General features: G+C 48.4%; 14 protein-coding genes. 7 read left to right on the plus strand and 7 right to left on the minus strand.

The annotated features are described in order from the left end of the window. Positions 1-2: 2 nt before the first annotated feature. From ACKKE8_RS05295 to ACKKE8_RS05305, 3 genes are read right to left on the minus strand one after another with little or no spacing between them, the layout of a single operon-like run. A complete protein-coding gene (locus ACKKE8_RS05295; protein WP_409177248.1) occupies positions 3-1,946 on the minus strand; it encodes a TRAP transporter permease in 1,944 nt (647 codons plus the stop codon). Next, the gene (locus ACKKE8_RS05300) at positions 1,947-2,480 is read right to left on the minus strand and encodes a DUF1850 domain-containing protein (RefSeq protein ID WP_409177249.1); all 534 of its coding nucleotides are present in this window, start codon (positions 2,478-2,480) and stop codon (positions 1,947-1,949) included. Positions 2,481-2,486: 6 nt separating this feature from the next. Next, positions 2,487-3,491, minus strand: coding sequence for a TAXI family TRAP transporter solute-binding subunit (locus ACKKE8_RS05305; RefSeq protein WP_409177250.1), 1,005 nt, complete (start codon positions 3,489-3,491; stop codon positions 2,487-2,489). A gap of 166 nt (positions 3,492-3,657) precedes the next feature. Between ACKKE8_RS05305 and ACKKE8_RS05310 the strand changes: the two genes are divergently transcribed. From ACKKE8_RS05310 to ACKKE8_RS05320, 3 genes are all read left to right on the plus strand, one after another. Beyond that, the gene (locus ACKKE8_RS05310) at positions 3,658-4,941 is read left to right on the plus strand and encodes an ATP-binding protein (protein WP_409177251.1); all 1,284 of its coding nucleotides are present in this window, start codon (positions 3,658-3,660) and stop codon (positions 4,939-4,941) included. Between the two features lie 4 nt (positions 4,942-4,945). After that, complete coding sequence (locus ACKKE8_RS05315) at positions 4,946-5,884, plus strand: response regulator (RefSeq protein ID WP_409177252.1); 939 nt, start codon at positions 4,946-4,948, stop codon at positions 5,882-5,884. Positions 5,885-5,962: 78 nt separating this feature from the next. Next, positions 5,963-7,018, plus strand: coding sequence for a tetraprenyl-beta-curcumene synthase family protein (locus ACKKE8_RS05320; RefSeq protein ID WP_409177253.1), 1,056 nt, complete (start codon positions 5,963-5,965; stop codon positions 7,016-7,018). A gap of 11 nt (positions 7,019-7,029) precedes the next feature. On the opposite strand, the gene ACKKE8_RS05325 is transcribed toward ACKKE8_RS05320, so the two are convergent. Then, on the minus strand, positions 7,030-7,203 hold the full coding sequence (locus tag ACKKE8_RS05325) for a YlaF family protein (RefSeq protein WP_007722723.1): 174 nt from the start codon (positions 7,201-7,203) through the stop codon (positions 7,030-7,032). A 119-nt stretch (positions 7,204-7,322) separates the two neighbouring features. On the opposite strand from ACKKE8_RS05325, the gene ACKKE8_RS05330 reads away from it, so the two are divergent. Both ACKKE8_RS05330 and ACKKE8_RS05335 read left to right on the plus strand, forming a co-directional pair. Further along, the gene (locus tag ACKKE8_RS05330; protein WP_409177254.1) at positions 7,323-7,943 is read left to right on the plus strand and encodes a PilZ domain-containing protein; all 621 of its coding nucleotides are present in this window, start codon (positions 7,323-7,325) and stop codon (positions 7,941-7,943) included. Positions 7,944-8,371: 428 nt separating this feature from the next. Next, positions 8,372-9,490, plus strand: coding sequence for a PQQ-dependent sugar dehydrogenase (locus ACKKE8_RS05335; protein WP_409177255.1), 1,119 nt, complete (start codon positions 8,372-8,374; stop codon positions 9,488-9,490). On the opposite strand, the gene ACKKE8_RS05340 is transcribed toward ACKKE8_RS05335, so the two are convergent. From ACKKE8_RS05340 to ACKKE8_RS05350, 3 genes are read right to left on the minus strand one after another with little or no spacing between them, the layout of a single operon-like run. Further along, on the minus strand, positions 9,462-10,718 hold the full coding sequence (locus ACKKE8_RS05340) for an MFS transporter (RefSeq protein ID WP_409177256.1): 1,257 nt from the start codon (positions 10,716-10,718) through the stop codon (positions 9,462-9,464). The genes ACKKE8_RS05335 and ACKKE8_RS05340 overlap by 29 nt on opposite strands. Positions 10,719-10,775: 57 nt before the next feature. Further along, a complete protein-coding gene (locus tag ACKKE8_RS05345) occupies positions 10,776-11,918 on the minus strand; it encodes a winged helix-turn-helix domain-containing protein (RefSeq protein WP_409177257.1) in 1,143 nt (380 codons plus the stop codon). Then, the gene (locus tag ACKKE8_RS05350) at positions 11,909-13,639 is read right to left on the minus strand and encodes a sigma-54 interaction domain-containing protein (RefSeq protein WP_409177258.1); all 1,731 of its coding nucleotides are present in this window, start codon (positions 13,637-13,639) and stop codon (positions 11,909-11,911) included. The genes ACKKE8_RS05345 and ACKKE8_RS05350 overlap by 10 nt, the downstream gene beginning before the upstream one ends. 201 nt (positions 13,640-13,840) lie before the next feature. Here ACKKE8_RS05350 and ACKKE8_RS05355 point away from each other — a divergent pair, with 201 nt between their 5' ends. Next, positions 13,841-14,761 carry a proline dehydrogenase family protein gene (locus ACKKE8_RS05355; protein WP_409177259.1) on the plus strand — a complete coding sequence of 307 codons (921 nt, stop codon included), beginning with the start codon at positions 13,841-13,843 and terminating at the stop codon, positions 14,759-14,761. Between the two features lie 76 nt (positions 14,762-14,837). Further along, positions 14,838-15,767: a DNA-3-methyladenine glycosylase family protein gene (locus ACKKE8_RS05360; RefSeq protein ID WP_409177260.1), complete on the plus strand. Its 930-nt coding sequence runs from the start codon at positions 14,838-14,840 to the stop codon at positions 15,765-15,767. The last annotated feature ends 61 nt before the right edge of the window (positions 15,768-15,828 follow it).

Below are 15,828 nucleotides of genomic sequence, written 5' to 3' on the forward strand. Positions count from 1 at the left end.
TTTCACAGTGTCGTTTGCACAGATTGTTTTTGCTTGCGCGCTTTGTAATACGACAAGGAAAAAACGAGCCCCAGCAAAATAAAGCCAGCGATATCTGTCTCGATTCCAGGGATGACCGCGAGAACGCCACCTGCAACCGCGAGGATACGCTCCAAGACGTTTAGCTTGGACATCCAGTAGCCGATCAACCCTGCTCCCACCCCGATCATCCCAAGCGTTGAAGTCAGCATCACCCAGATCGATTCCAGCAAGGTGGTATTAATCAGCAGCAAGGCTGGTGAGATGACGAAAATATAGGGAGCCATAAAAGCCGCGATTGATAGCCGTGTTGATTCTACACCTGTCCGGATTGGTTTTGATTTGGCAATGCCTGATGCGGCAAAGGCAGCAAGCGCAACCGGCGGCGTGATGTCTGCAACGATTCCGAAGTAGAACGTAAACATATGCGCAGCGATATCTGGCACCCCCAATTGAATAAGCGCAGGGGCAGCGATGGTAGAAGTGATAATGTAGTTCGCCGTCGTAGGTGTTCCCATGCCCAAGATAAGCGATGCGATCATCGTGAAAAACAGCGTAAGCAAAAGCTGACCGCCAGCCAGATCAATCAAACCGTTTGCCAGCTTCAATCCGATCCCAGTCAACGTAATCGTACCGACGATGATTCCGGCACATGCGGTTGCGGCCACGACACCGAGAGCCATTCTGGCACCTGAGGCAAGTGCTGCTACAATATCAGCAATAGACATGCGGGTTTCTTTGCGGAAGGCGCCCACGATAATGGTGGAGACGATCCCGATAATCGCAGCGCGCTCGGCTGATATGTTCATCATCAAGGCTGTAATAATAATCACGATGGGGAGGAGCAAGTACATTTTTTTCAAAACTTCTTTTTTGTTCGGCAGTTCTTCCTTGGAGAGTCCGCGTAACCCGAGTCGCTTTGCTTCGAAGTGCGTCATAATCCAGATGCCCACGAAAAATAAAATCGCAGGAAGGATCGCTGATTTGGCGATTTCCAAGTAAGGAACGCCGATGAACTCCGCCATCAAAAAGGCAGCAGCCCCCATGACAGGCGGCATGATTTGTCCACCAGTAGAGGACGAGGCTTCCACCGCCGCAGCAAATTCGGAACGATAGCCGAGCCGTTTCATCATCGGGATGGTAAAAGCGCCGGAGGTAACGACATTGGCAACAGAGCTGCCGCTAATCGTCCCTTGCAAGGCGCTGGAAAAAACGGCCACCTTCGCAGGACCGCCGATTCGTCTCCCTGCAATGACCAGCGACAAATCGTTAAAATACTCACCGACCCCTGTTTTTTCGAGAAACGCGCCAAACAGCACAAACAAAAAGATAAAGGTAGAGGAAACAGCGAGCGGAGTACCGAGAATACCCTCTAATGTGTAGTAGCTGTGCCCGATAATCCGCTCGACATCACTGCCGCGATGCTCCAAAAAGCCTGGCATGTAAGGTCCGAAGTAGGTGTATAAAAGAAAAATAGTGGCGATAAGAGCGATTGGGATTCCGACGACTCGTCGTGCTGCCTCAAGGACGAGCACGATGGCAATACCGCCGACTACCATATCCATCGTCGTATAGTTACCTGTTCGGGTCACGAGTCCTTCGTAGTCAATGACCCAGTACAGGGATATGAAGACACCTAGCAGTGCGAGAATCATGTTCACGATTCCGATTTTGTTGTTGCCTTTGGATGTCCCCGCATATAACAAATAGACAAGTGCCAGTCCGAAGGCCAAGTGGATCGGGCGGTGAATCTGGGGAGGCAGCGTGAAGAAAAGTGTGCTGGATAACTGGTACAGGGAGAAGAGGACAAGTAGACCAAAAGAGATCCACTTCATGGGGCCCGCGAGCTGGCGTGTGGCTGACTCCTTGTCGTATTGCGCGATCAGCTTATCCATCTCTTGCTGGTTCATATTCGTTGTTGTACTCATCTAGTAACCTCCTAACTCGCTCAGAATGGATCGTTTTTCTGCCTGAATCGTGATGGCTTCTCCCGGCTTGTCGATCAAGCTCAACGGAATGTCCTGTCCAGCGAAAAGCAACGTATGATTGGCCCGTACTTGCCCGATAAATAGTCGTAGGGCCGGAAAAGAGCGCTGCATATTTCGGATGTGGAATCGTCCATCGGCCAGAACCAGCTCCTCGCCAGGAGCCAATTCATTTTCCATGCCGATACCGTAGTCGTGAAAGCTCATCTCTGACAAAATAATGTGACCGTCCACAACTCGGTAGTGCTCCTCGATTGTGGAACGATGAATAGAATGAGTCCAGCGGATGCCAAAGGCTGGTTCATTCTGGATGTTGGCACTCCAAACTACCTGATTTGACTGTGTATCCCGGATAACCAGAGCGGGAATCAGCGGAATGGAGATGCCCGCATAAACGACAATGACGAGAAGAAAGAAGGAGAAAAGGCGGAACAACGTCCGCCCTCTTCCCTTTGTTACTGCCTGGATAAAAACCATCTGGCTTTACTTCACGCCTTTTTCGTCGAAGTACTTTTGGGCACCCGGGTGAACAGGGATGCTGACGCCGTTCTTTACGTTCTCCAGCTTGATTTCCTTGGCTTTGGCGTGACCGAGCTTGTCGCTGTTCTCGAAGATCGCCTTTGTTACTTTGTACACGAGGTCATTACTGAGATCGGAGCGAATTAAAAGCATTGATTTGACGGAGACGGTGGTCACTTCTTCTGGAACGGTTTGGTACGTATTGGCAGGGACCGTTGTTTTCACGTAGTAAGGGTATTTGGCGATGATCGCATCGATTTTGTCCGCGTCAATGGGAATGATTTTTACGCCAGTTGTCGCTGCCAGCTCCGTGATTGCTGCGGTAGGCGTACCTGCCGTTTGGAAGGCAGCATCCAATTGACCGTCCTGAATGGCTTTGGCGGAGTCAGCAAAGGAGAGGCGCTGGAGCTTGGTATCTTCAAAGGTCATCCCATATGCTTCCAAAATTTGCTGAGCGTTCACTTCTGTGCCGCTTCCCGGAGCGCCTACGGATACGCGCTTATCTTTCAAATCGGCAACGCTTTTAATATTGCTGTCAGCAGAGACGACGATTTGGATGGTCTCATCGTAGAGAGCCCCCAATGCTTGAAAGGAATCAATTTTACCGTCCTGCTGGAACATGTTCGTTCCCTTTGACGCATACTCGGCAATGTCGTTTTGCGTGAAAGCGATGTCCGCCTTTTTATCGCGAATGAGGCGAATGTTTTCTGCTGAAGCGCCTGTGGCTTGTGCTGTAGCAGTGATACCAGCATTTTTCGTAATATGGTCAGCCATGCCTCCACCGAGTGGGAAATAAGTGCCACCTGTACCGCCTGTTGCAATAATTAGTTGGGAGGGATCGGCACTTCCTCCTGAGCTAGAGCTGCCTCCACCTGCACCTCCTTGTGAAGAGTTGCCGCCACCACATGCCGCCATGAGCAACATGGACAGAAGCAGTGTGAGCGAGAGAAGAAAATGATGTTTCTTCAAGATAATTCCCCCTAGTCAAAATGTTCTGTTTATATAGCTTTCTTCGGCATTGTAAGGGGAGGTCTATAAAAAACTACAAAAATCTATAGAAAAATATAGTAAACTAAGAAATAAACGTGACGAATTTTTTGAACAACTTCTTATGAGGAAGTGCGGGCAACATGTTATGAGAGAGACCATTTCGATCCTGCTGCTTATGCTCATTGCTGTCCCGATTGCTGGGGAGCTCAAATTCCACCCGTTTCAAGATGATTTCCGCATTAGCTTTGGTACAACGGCTTTTTTCTTTTTTTTATTGTGGCTACGCCCCTCTTTTCTGGCAGGGATCGTAACCGGGTTAATTGTTGTTCTATTTCGAATAGTCATAGATTTTTTGTATGGAGATGTCTTTTCGTTTCTGCCTTCTCTTCAGATGCACTTCCCCGCATTTTGCTATTACGCTACCTTTGCTTGTCTATTCTCGCTCTTTCGCGTTAATACACTACATCATCGACCGCTTTGGGTGGGACTGTTGGGGACAGTCTCAGAAATAGCAGCCAATTTGGTAGAGCTGTCCTTCCGTGCTTTGTCCTGGGAGGGAGTCTTTCAGCTGGACGTCGTAGGGCCGATTGCCGTCATTGCATTGATACGCAGTTTTTTTGTCCTTAGTTTCTTCAATATGATTCAGCTGCGTCAGGCGAAATGGATGGAAAAGCAACAGCGCAATCGAAATGAGCAGATGTTGATGCTCATTTCTAATTTATACGAGGAATCTGTTCTTTTAAAAAAGACATTGCATCAGGTTGAGGAAATCACGCGCAACTGCTATGAGCTGTATCGCGAGATGAACGAGGTGGAACACAAGGATGGGACGAGCAAGCGATACGCGAAGCGGCTGCTTTCCCTTGCCGGACAAGTGCATGAAGTGAAAAAGGACAATCAACGTATATATGCGGGCCTCTCCAAGCTGATTTCTGACGAGAACGAACGAGACTATATGCCACTGGGCGAATTGATAGCGATCATTGTTCAGGGGCAACGAAAGTACGCGAGGCTGTTGGAAAAGGACATTCAGTTTGAATCGAATGTGGAGGTGCCGTATCTCGCTTGCCACATTTACACGACACTCTCACTCATCAACAATCTGGTCGGCAACAGTGTCGAAGCCATCCGCGACCGGGGGATGGTATCGATCGTGGCTTCGATTGACGAGAGTCGGGAGTGGATTCATTTTGTTGTAACCGATGATGGGCCAGGCATTGTGGTGAAGGACAAGGAGCTCTTGTTCATGCCTGGATTCACGACCAAATACGACGTATCAGGCAGGCCTTCCACGGGGATTGGGCTATCGTACGTAAAGGAAGTGACAGACAGTCTCCAAGGAATGATTGATTTATCCGAGGACTCATGCGGACAAACGACACAATTTTGCATTCGCCTGCCAATCGCAACTCTGATTCAGAAAGGGTGACCTCATGCGGTACTTCATCGTGGACGACGATCCTGCGATTCGATTCATGCTCGGTCAAATGATTGAGGATGCTGATTTGGGAGAGGTATGTGGGGAAGCAGAGGATGGCTCGCAAATAGACCACGATTTTTTGAATTGGAAGCAAGTAGACATCTTGTTGATTGATCTTTTGATGCCGAATCGAGATGGCATTGAAACAGTGCGCCAACTGAGGCGTTTTACAGGCAAAATTGTCATGATCTCGCAAATCGAAACGAAGGAGATGATCGCTGAGGCGTATGCGACAGGGATCGAATACTACGTGACCAAACCAGTGAATCGCCTGGAGGTCATCAGTGTTCTGCAAAAGGTCCGGGAACGCATATTGCTGCAGCAATCCATCGAGGGTATTCAGCGGTCGCTTTCCGTCTTGTCCGGCAGTATGAACGTGACGGCAGCTCTTTCAAAAGAAGCATCGTATCCTGAAAAGGGCATCTTGTCTTCTGCACGGTTTCTCTTAACCGAACTGGGGATGATTAGCGAAAAAGGCAGCAAAGATTTACTCGACATGATGGAGTGGCTGTATCGCTGGGAGAAGGAAAGGGATGGGGAAGTGAATCTCCCACCTTTACGCGATATTTTTTTGGCAATTGCTGCCCGCAAGCTGGGGAAGGGAGTGACGGTCCTGATCCAAAAGGAAACGAAGGCCGCTGAGCAACGGGTTCGCAGAGCCATTTATCAGGCATTAACCCATCTGGCTTCCCTTGGGCTGACCGATTACAGTAATCCCAAATTCGAGAGCTACGCGACCACATTCTTTGATTTTACCGAGGTGCGAAAGCGCATGTTAGAGCTGGAGAATCAGATGGAAAAGACGATCTCTTCTACTCGTATCAATACCAAAAAGTTTATTTTTGTACTCTATATGGAGTCAAAAAGGCGAATTGGTGTATTTCAGGGCTGACTTTTGGAGTGGGCATCCAAATGTGATAAGATATTTCTATTGGTCTTTTGTTTTACATTTGTTTTGGGAGGGAAGTAAGTGAGCGAACTACGTAATCCATGGCAGCTACTTTACCGAGTCTATCGTCATGTGCAACCTGTTCTGGAGCGAGAGTTTGCGGCCTGGTACAAAAGAGCACAGGCGATTCCCAATCCCGAGCTGAGAAAACAGGCACAAGACAGCATGAATTCCAAAAAGTTTCACTGCCAAGGGGGATGTGTTTATGCTGCACAGGTCATCCCGTATGTAGAGACAATTGTCCCGCTGATTGTCGCCTACCAAACAATCAGTGACTACTTGGATAATCTGTGTGATCGCAGCACGTCACTAGACCCGCAAGATTTCCGTCAGCTTCATGTGTCGATGCAGGATGCACTGACACCAGGCGCGCCATTGCGAGACTATTATTTGTACCGCGAGGATAAGGATGACGGCGGTTTTTTGGCTGGGCTGGTTCAGACCTGTCAACAGCATGTCGAACAATTGCCAGCCTATGAAAAAATCCAGGCAAAGATACTCGAGTTTTCTTGTTTGTATAGCGATTTGCAAGTATACAAGCACATTGCTCCCCATTTGCGCGAGGATTACTTGTTGGAGTGGTGGGATCAGTATAAGGAACGCTATCACGATTTGCACTGGCAAGAATTTGCGGCTGTCACAGGCTCGACTATCGGGATATTCGCTCTTTTTTGCTTGGCAACTGATCCAGATGTAAGGGAAGAGCAAATTCAAACGGTGAGTGAAGCTTACTTTCCGTGGCTGTGCGGGTTACATATTTTATTAGACTATTTAATTGACCTGGAAGAAGATAAAATGGGTGGAGATTTAAACTTCGTGAGCTATTACGATTCGGAACGGATAGCGACTGAACGCTTGAAGCTTTTCATAGAACAAGCAAAGGCAAGCGTTAAACGCTTGCCAAATCCTGCATTTCACCGTATGATCGTGGACGGGCTAGTCGCGTTTTATCTCGCGGATCGCAAGGTAAATCGGAGCCAGCCACACATTTATACTATTGCTAGACAACTGCTGAAGCAGGCGAAGGGCTTGCCCTCTGTCCTGTTTTATGTGAACAGTTTGCTTGTACGGCGATAACGGAGAAGAGGTTAGCGCATATGCTTGCGCTTGTACGAAAAGCCAAATCCCATCAACGAGAAGGCAACAACGATACAGCCAAGGATACCGAGGGGGCTTTTTTCCCCGATGGCAATGCCAACTCCGATGAGACAGGCGGTTACCAAAAAAGCCAAAGCCAGTGTTACCAATTGATAACGATTCATCGGTCTGTAACCTCCTATCTGTCAATGTTCCCATTATACCTTATTTTCCGCGAAAAGCATCCAGGTAAAGATTTCGGAAATCTCGGTAATATATTTGTGCGAAGTGGTGGAGAACGCAGATGGAAAGCATAATACAAATTAGAAAAGGGAATCGAGTGATAGAAGGTCATGTTACCTATGAAGAAGGGGACTTGATCGAAGCTGTATTTCCCAGCCCATTGGATGTCACGGTAGGGGATCAGATCCCTTGTCTATTGACGGCTGATTATGAAACGATCAATACGTTTGAAGCCGTAGTCGTGGCTAAAGACAAAAATCGCTTGTTTTTGTTCCACTCTCCAACAGCTGCTGAGTTTCGGGAACAGCGTAGACGCTATCCCCGTTTCGATATGGAGGTTAAGGGCTGGATTCAGTATCCGACGCAGGAGCCAGACTCATTTTTTTCCGTCTATAGTCAAATGGTGTACTTGGTGAATTTGAGCCTGGGAGGCCTAGCATTCCGCTCAGACAAACAGATTCCTGCGGATCAGCAAATTGTCTTTTCCTTTGAATTGTATGGTCGCAATCGCCCAGATGGGGTAGTGAAAACTGACCTGGTTATCATTCATGAGCGAATAGAGGGTCCGAACTGTTTTTATGGCTGCACGATCAAAGGAATCAATGCTCGTCATTTTCACAATTTGCGAAAGTACATTTTGCATCGGCAAATTGAGGAACGAAGACAAGTGAAAATCGAGTAGGTCTTTTCGTAAATTGGTTCAATGGGGACCAATTTTTTTTTGCCTTTTTGGCTGGTGAGATTGGAGTGGCTGTAGGGGAGGGAAGAAGCGGCTTTAGGTCAACATTTGAAAGCATCAAAGAGGAAAATAAGACAAAGAAAAACGGAAAGACCTCTCTGATTAACTAAACAAACGTTCTAATAAAGCCGGACCCCCACCTCAGCTGTGGAAGCACGGTGATATGTTTGGAAGGAGACCGCCCGAACGGAGAGAGGATACAGGCGACTGGAAAACATGTCACCGGGCTTCGGCCCCGGCACAATTGCTGGATGGTATCCAAACAATTTCTTGCGCAGTAAATAGAGGAACATAAGCGTACATTCGCGAAACTTTGTCTAAAATGCATCCTGGTTCCTACTGGACAAATCGCACAGGGAGGAAAACGTGAGATGTGGAAAAAATGGATGGTGTGTGTGCTTACCTTGATCTTGAGTATGTCGGTTGTGGCCTGCGAGGTGAACCCTGCTCCAGAGTCGCAGCCAGCTCAACAGACTCTTCCATATCGGATGGAGGTATTGGCTGATCAATTGGATGTACCTTGGGCGATGGATATAGCCTCGGATGGTCGAATCTTTTTCACAGAGCGACCAGGAAAAGTGCGAGTGATCCAGTCAGGCAAGCTGCTGCCGGAGCCGCTCATCTCATTCCCTGCCCCGTTCATAAGCGAGGGAGAAGGCGGGCTGTTGGGCCTTGTCCTCGATCCTGATTTTGCGAATAACCACTACTTGTACGTTTATCATACATACAAAGAGGGAGAGACTACTTTCAATCGTGTCCTGCGGCTGCGAGAAGCAAACAATATAGCACAGATTGATAAGGTACTTCTCGACAAAATCCCGGGAAGCTCGATCCACAACGGAGGACGGATCAAAATCGGTCCGGATCAGCGTCTCTATATTACGACAGGCGATGCAAATGAGCCGATGCTTGCGCAAGATCGGACAAGTCTGTCCGGAAAAATTTTGCGCATCAATCTGGATGGAACCATTCCTGCCGACAACCCTTTTTCCGGCTCACCTGTATACAGCTATGGACATCGCAATCCGCAAGGCATCGCATGGAATCCGGATACAGGGATACTCTACAGCTCGGAGCACGGTCAGACTGCACATGATGAGATCAATCGGATCGAGCCGGGCGCAAATTACGGCTGGCCCGTCATTTCCGGTGAACAGCAAAAAGAGGGGATGATAACCCCCCGCCTGCAAAGCGGTGATACGACATGGGCGCCTTCTGGCATGACGTTTGTATCCAAAGGGCCGTGGAAAGGACACCTGCTCGTAGCGAACCTCAGGGGTAAGCAGCTACAGAAAATTAGCTTAGACGCTACTCGACCTGATACGGTATTAGAGGCTGCTACTTTGTTCCAAGACGAGTTCGGACGATTGCGCGATGTGGTCGAAGGAAAAGACGGCACACTCTATTTGTTGACCAACAACCGCGATGGTCGTGGAAATCCGAGAGAAGGGGACGATAAAATTATCCGACTCGTTCCGATCCAACCGTAGCGGTAGCAACAGCCACGTCTTTTGTTCGTTTCCCCCAAATCCAACGCTGGAGTAGAATAGCACCCCCGCCAATCACAACAATTAACAAGCCGACCCATAAAAAGGCGGTGCTTGGGCCAAGGAGCGTCATGATGACTCCTCCTAGCAACGGAGCAATAATAAAAGTAGCGCTCGTCAATGACTGCATAATTCCCCTCACCCTGCCCAGTGCATGTGGGGGGCTTTCTTTTTGGATTAAATAATTGCCTCCAACTGAGGTCAGCCCCGTTCCGACGCCAGTCAAGATAGCGGGAACAAGCAGCCAGTACATCCCATCATCCGGCTGGAAAACGCCAATCCACGAGAAGCCGATTCCGATAAGCAAGACACCGCCTCCGAGGACCCAACCATAGGAACGAATCTCTTGTAAACGATGCAGCCACGTAACGGTGGCAAGTGCTCCTAATCCGACGACACTGATTGTATAGCCAAGCATTTCTGGATGTTCCGGTAATTTTTCGCGGAAGATCACAGGAAACTGTGCATCCGCCAACTGAATCGCCATAGACGTCACGATGACGAAAATTGTACTGAACAACAGTACACGGCTTTGCAAAAAGATTCGCCAGCCTTCCTGCCACGCTTGACGATAAGGGAGAGGCTGCTCTTCTGCCGAGGGGCGAGGCAGATGATTCTCGACTTTGCGAATGGCAAATAAAAATCCGTTGGAGAGTAGGAAGCAGGACGCATTGATCACCAGACAAAGGGCGGGGGCAAAAACGGCAGCAACCAGTCCGCCTAAAAGTGGTCCAATCAATTTTCCTAGCTGGAGTACCGCTCCATTCAAGGCAGAAGCTTTTAACAATTGATGCTCGGGTACGATTTGACGCGTCAAGGTCTGTTGCGCCGGGTCGTTGAAGACTGAGGCAGCCGAACGCAAGGCAACGACCACGAGGAACCAAAACGGATTGGGCATCGCGAGCAAAAGCAGGGTGAGTATCGCCTGAAGAGTATTCATGCTCATGATCATCCGTACTTTGTTCACGCGATCTGCAAGCACCCCGGCAAACTGGCTAAGCAATATACCTGGAGCTGCATAGGCGATCGGCAATAAAGCCATCGTCATCGGATCAACCTTCCACACAAACCCCAACAGGATGGATACCGCAATAAAATCAAACCAATCGCCAAGCGTAGACAGTCCGTAAGAGAAGAACAGCATCCGAAACGTTCTATTTTCTTTTAACAAAAAAATCCCTCCATCGATCTGTTAACTCGATGATAAAAGGGATTTGTCAGAGGAATATCAGATAGTCGATGAGATGATGGCACGAATCTTTTTCTGCAAGTAGTCGAACTTGTACTCTTCGGATAATTCCGCCCACAATTTAGTGTATTTGCGCTCCCATTCTGCATCGTAGTCGAAGTTCCTCAAGAACAACAAAATTCTTTGTACGGCATAAATGAGGTGAGGGACGAACTTGGTGGCACGGACGACTTCGATGCCTTCGTCGACCACGCGGCGCGCTTTGGCAATCTCCTGTCGATGGTACAAACAAAGCCCACGAGCAATGGTGAAGCTGCCGAGCTCACGCTGCATGGGGAGTGTCTGCAAGATGTCATTTGAGTGTTGAATCACTTCCTCCGCTTCATCCACCTGACCCATCAGTAGATACAGGAAGGCTTCTTCCGCTTGAAGAAAGAGATGAAAGCCGTTTGAATTTACTTTGTCGACAACCTCTCTTGCGGGTAACAGCTGTTTTTTTGCTCGCTCCCATTGCTTCGCATGAGCGTATACGCCGACTGCATTGATTTTCATCTCATCCTGAAAAGTAGCAGGCATGCTTTCCAGATTTCTCATTGCCCATTCAAAAACTTCTATTGTCTTTTGTGAGTCCAATTGTGTCATATGGTACAAATGGAACCAATAAAACAGTTTGTCTGACTTAGGTGTCGCTTGATCCTCGATAAACCAGCTGAAGTCACCGACAACAAACCGCAAATAGGTAGCGTAAAAAGAATCCATCTGGAAGCCAAGCACTTGCTGATTCGCATAGAGCGTCTGCAAAGCTGCCCCCATACCCATGCCGTGGTAAGTGGTTAGCATCTTCTGGATGTTCTCGGAGAAATCGCTGTTCAATACCGTAGGACTAGGCGATTGCTGCTCCTTTAGCGTAAGCCGATAGCCGACTCCTCGGACCGTATCAATCGTGAGCAGATGCGACCACTTTTGCAATTTTTTCCGCAAGCGGTAAATGTGATCGTCGACAGTACGGTCAGTAGGCTCTTCCAGCGGCCAGACGCGATCCAGCAAATCACTCCTTGAAAAGGCCCGGTTTTTCCACGTGTACAGAAATTGAAACAAGGCGTATTCCTTCGGCAAAAGGACGATCGCTTCCCCGGCATAATGGATTTGATACGTATCATCCGACCATGTAATCAATCCCATTTGAAAGACTCCTCGTTTATATTGAACTTCTTCATTTTATTGTAAAGGGTGCCGCGAGATACGCCGAGCAGCTCAGCTGCTGCCTTTTTGTTGCCGTAGGTGCGCTCCAACGCTGCCAGAATGCGCTCTTTTTCGTTCGTAGGTGGAGAAGTGTACGCAATCGACGGACGTAGGATTGACGGCGGTGTCGGAGTCGGCGGCGCATACGTTCCCCCAATCGGCGTGTGCACAGAGACGTGTGCGGGCTCTGTGTGACTGCGAATGACAGACGGCAGATGCTCAGGCAAAATAACGCCGTTTTCTTGCAGAATCGACAGACGTTCGATGACGTTGCGAAGCTGTCGGATGTTCCCAGGCCAACCGTACTCGAACAACGCTTGCATGACCTCGGGAGAGATGCGTGGTACGGAGTGGTCATGGGCCACGGAATACTCATGAATGAAAATTTGCACGAGCTCTGGCAAATCCTCACGTCGTTCGCGCAGCGGCGGGATTTCCAGAGAAAAGACGTTCAGCCGATAATACAAGTCCTCACGAAAACGACCGTCTGCAACCATTTGCTCCAGCTGTCTGTTTGTCGCCGCTACGATCCGTGTGTTGACGGTGATCGGCTCTGTTCCGCCTACACGGTAAAACTGGCGTTCCTGTAAAGCGCGAAGCAGCTTGACCTGCAATTCTAGCGGCAGCTCCCCAATTTCATCGAGGAAAAGTGTCCCACCATGCGCCAGCTCCAGCTTGCCAGGCTTGCCCTTTTTCTCGGCACCGGTAAAAGCACCGCCTTGATAGCCAAACAGCTCACTTTCGAATAGAGCAGCAGGAATGGCACCGCAGTTGATCGCGATAAAAGGCTTCTCATGCCGGCGACTTGCCTGATGAATCGCTTTGGCAAACAGTTCTTTCCCGACGCCGCTTTCTCCATAAATCAGCACAGTCGCATCCGTCTGCGCCACTTTTTTCGCAGAACCAATAGCGGATTGAATCGAGGCGGAATGCCCCTTGATCGCATAAAAAGGATCGTCCGCTGCCTGAAACCGACTCATCTCTTGCTGCAAATTGTGGAGATGGGCCGTCGTATGTGCTAATTCTTCATTGAGACGAACCAGCTCGGTAATATCCTGTTCAATGGAAATCGCGCCGATAATTTCACCCTCGCGGCGAATCGGTGCCGCATTAATGAGTACATGACTATCAGGACGAGGAATGTGATAGACACGTTGGACAGATGTCCCTTGACGCAGCGCATCGAGCAGGCGGATTGATTCACTGGCGAAGTGCTCATCGAGAGAAGTTCCGACGACTTGCTCGCGATCGATTTCATAAATAGTTTCTGCTGCCCGATTCCAGTGTTGGACAACGTTGCGGGAGTCCACGATAGTGACGGCCTCACTCATCGTATCCATCAAGGTACTGAGCAGGGCAGACTGATTTTGGGTCAACACGACAAAGGCAGTCATGAGCTGGTATGGCTCAACCATTCCTGTCGGAGTCCCTTGTTCATCCACGATGACGAGTGTCGGCAGATCGGAAACGCCTGGGCCAGCGAGAATGTGGCTGATAGATTGTTCGAGCGTGGTTGTAGGAGAGACGATGACGACTCTGCCCTTTCGTTCTTTATCAACCCATTCACCTACAGTCTCACCTGTGCGTATTTTGACAATATCCGGTGGAAGCGGAATCGCAAAGGAAGAGAGTGTACTGTCCAACGAAAATAACGGATTCAATTCGTCACCTCTTATCCAAACTAACAGGAAAAGGGATCGTCCCTGTTGTACATCTAATCAAAAGTGTACAAGAATAGACACGCAATGTACATATGTGTTGAAAATGTCGTAGAGACATTACGATAGCGCTTACGAGAATAAGTTGGCACGATTCATGCTAATAGAAATGGGCAGAGTACGTTGAGGAGGAGACAGTCAACGATGGAACAAGCTATGAAGGACTTCTTTCTATTTTTATCCAAAAATAAAACCTTAAATTCTGCCGCGAAAAAGTGGGGTCTACGCTTTGGAGCGAGTCGCTTTGTATCCGGTCAAACCATTGCGGAGGCAATTAGCGCCGTACGCAAGCTGAATCAGCAAGGTCTCGTGTGTACACTGGACCATCTGGGCGAATTCGTGTTCAGCGTAGAGGAAGCAAACGAGTCTGCTGACTATTGCATCAAAACGCTGGAAGCGATTCACCAATCCGGTGTCGATTGCAATCTTTCGTTGAAAATGACTTCGCTCGGTCTGGACATCAGCCGTGAGCTCTGCATGGACAACATGAGACGCATTTTGGATTCGGCTAAGAAAAACGGAAACATTTTCGTTCGTATTGACATGGAGGACTACGCACATAATCACGTGACCATGGAGATTTTGAACGAATTACTGCAAGAGTACGACAACGTAGGAACCGTTATTCAGGCGTATCTCTACAAAGCATCGGACGATATCGACAGCCTGAAGGACAAAAAAGTGAACTTCCGTCTCGTAAAAGGAGCTTACAAGGAGTCTCCTGAAGTCGCTTACCCGAACAAGCCAGATGTAGATGAGAACTACAAAAAAATCATCAAGCAGCATCTGTTGAACGGCGGGTACGCTGCTGTGGCAACCCATGATGACAACATCATTGATTTTGTGAAAAAGCTGGAAAAGGAACACAACATCCCGCGCACACAGTTTGAATTCCAAATGTTGTATGGCATTCGAACGCAGTCCCAAATTGACTTGGCTCGCGAAGGCTATAAAATGCGTGTTTATGTACCGTATGGAAACGACTGGTACGGATATTTCATGCGCCGTTTGGCAGAAAGTCCGGCAAACGTAAAATTTGTTCTCAAAGGGATGTTTACGAAATAAGTTTTGCGAAGTATACTTGACACCTTCGGAGGATTCTCCGGAGGTTTTTTATTTTATCTGGAAAGGTGAGAGTCTTGTGAATTGTTGGATTATTTCGCTTACTCCTCCATATTCTTTTGATCGGTTGCTTCGGCGTCTTGAGACACATCCAGATACGCAGATACGAGTGAATAAAGAAAAAAATAGCCTAGAGCGCGTCTTTCGTATCGGCTTACGGCCTGTTCTGATCCATATGCAATTTGTGGGCAGCTTGGAAGAACCCGCATTGCGCTACGAGACACAGGCGATTTTGTCCACGACAGACCAGCAGCTGCTAGAAAAAATGATCCGCCGTACTTTTAGTGCCGATTTGGATCTATCCGTTATTTACGAGCAGATGAGGGAGGAAAAGGAACTCGCCATCCTGACCGAGCGGTTTCGCGGTCTTCGTCTTATGCTGGATGCCGATTTGTTTCAATGCATGGTCAAGACGATTATCGGGCAGCAGATCAATCTGACCTTTGCAGCCAATTTGACCGAGAGGCTTGTGACACTGGCAGGTGATCCAGTAGAAAACCCAAACGGCGAGGGCATCATCGCTTTTCCGACTCCTGACGCGGTAGCGAGATTGACTGTAGAGGATTTGCGTACTCTGCAATTTAGTCAGCGAAAAGCCGAGTATATTATCGATTTCGCCCGTGCCATTGTGAATGAAACAGTAGATTTGGAAAGACTATGGACAATGGGTGACGAGGAAATCATTACTTACCTCACTTCGCTCCGAGGAATTGGACGGTGGACAGTAGAGTGCCTGCTCATGTTTGGGATGGGGCGTCCAGACTTGTTGCCGGCTGCTGACATCGGTTTGCGAAATGGAATTGTTCACCTATATGGAATGAATTCGAAGCCAAATGAAAACGATATTCGAAAGCTAGGGGAAAAGTGGGCTCCATGGCGCAGTATCTATTGTCTGTACGTATGGGAAGCAGTGGGGGCGATCAAGAGAAAAGAGGTATTTGACCTGTAAAAACTTTCATTTTTGACAAAAGTTCAATAATTTTAAAAAATTAAAGGTTGAATAGTGAGTT

Source organism: Brevibacillus fortis (genome assembly GCF_046196545.1).
GTDB classification, from domain to species: Bacteria; Bacillota; Bacilli; order Brevibacillales; family Brevibacillaceae; genus Brevibacillus; species Brevibacillus fortis_A.